The organism is Paraburkholderia sp. SIMBA_054 (assembly GCF_046534875.1).
In the GTDB taxonomy this organism is placed as follows: Bacteria; Pseudomonadota; Gammaproteobacteria; order Burkholderiales; family Burkholderiaceae; genus Paraburkholderia; species Paraburkholderia hospita.
In genome coordinates, this window is the sequence record NZ_JAWRXV010000328.1 from 1 (window position 1) to 378 (window position 378).

Sequence of the window (378 nt, forward strand, 5' to 3'; positions counted from 1 at the left end):
ATGCAGCTTCCACAGCGACACGAGTTTTTCGACGCCGTCGGTGGTGAGCAGGTCGTCGTCGTGAAGCAGCAGAATCTTGTCGCCGAGCGCGCGCTCGAACAGGCTCGCGACGTTGCGCGCCTGGCCAAGCGGCGGCTCGTTCCTCGCATAACGGATGCGCTCTTCGCTCAACTCGTGCGGATAACGCGACGCGAGCAGTTGCGCGGTGCGCGCATCGTTTGAATCGTCGCCGATCACGATTTCCAGATTGCCGTAGGTCTGCGCAAGACACGAGTCGATGCACTCGACGATCAGCTCCGGCCGGTTGCAGGTCGGCACGCAGATCGACACTTTGGCTGGCTCGGCGGAGGGCACGGGAATGGACATGGGCGTCGCCTT

Annotated in this window: 1 protein-coding gene; it reads right to left on the reverse strand. The window is 63.0% G+C overall.

Features of this window, described 5'->3' with window-relative positions; translation table 11 throughout:
* Positions 1-366, reverse strand: a 366-nt coding sequence (locus tag SB822_RS55330) for a glycosyltransferase family 2 protein (protein WP_410858875.1), incomplete at its 3' end; no start/stop codon positions are given.
* Between the last annotated feature and the right edge of the window lie 12 nt (positions 367-378).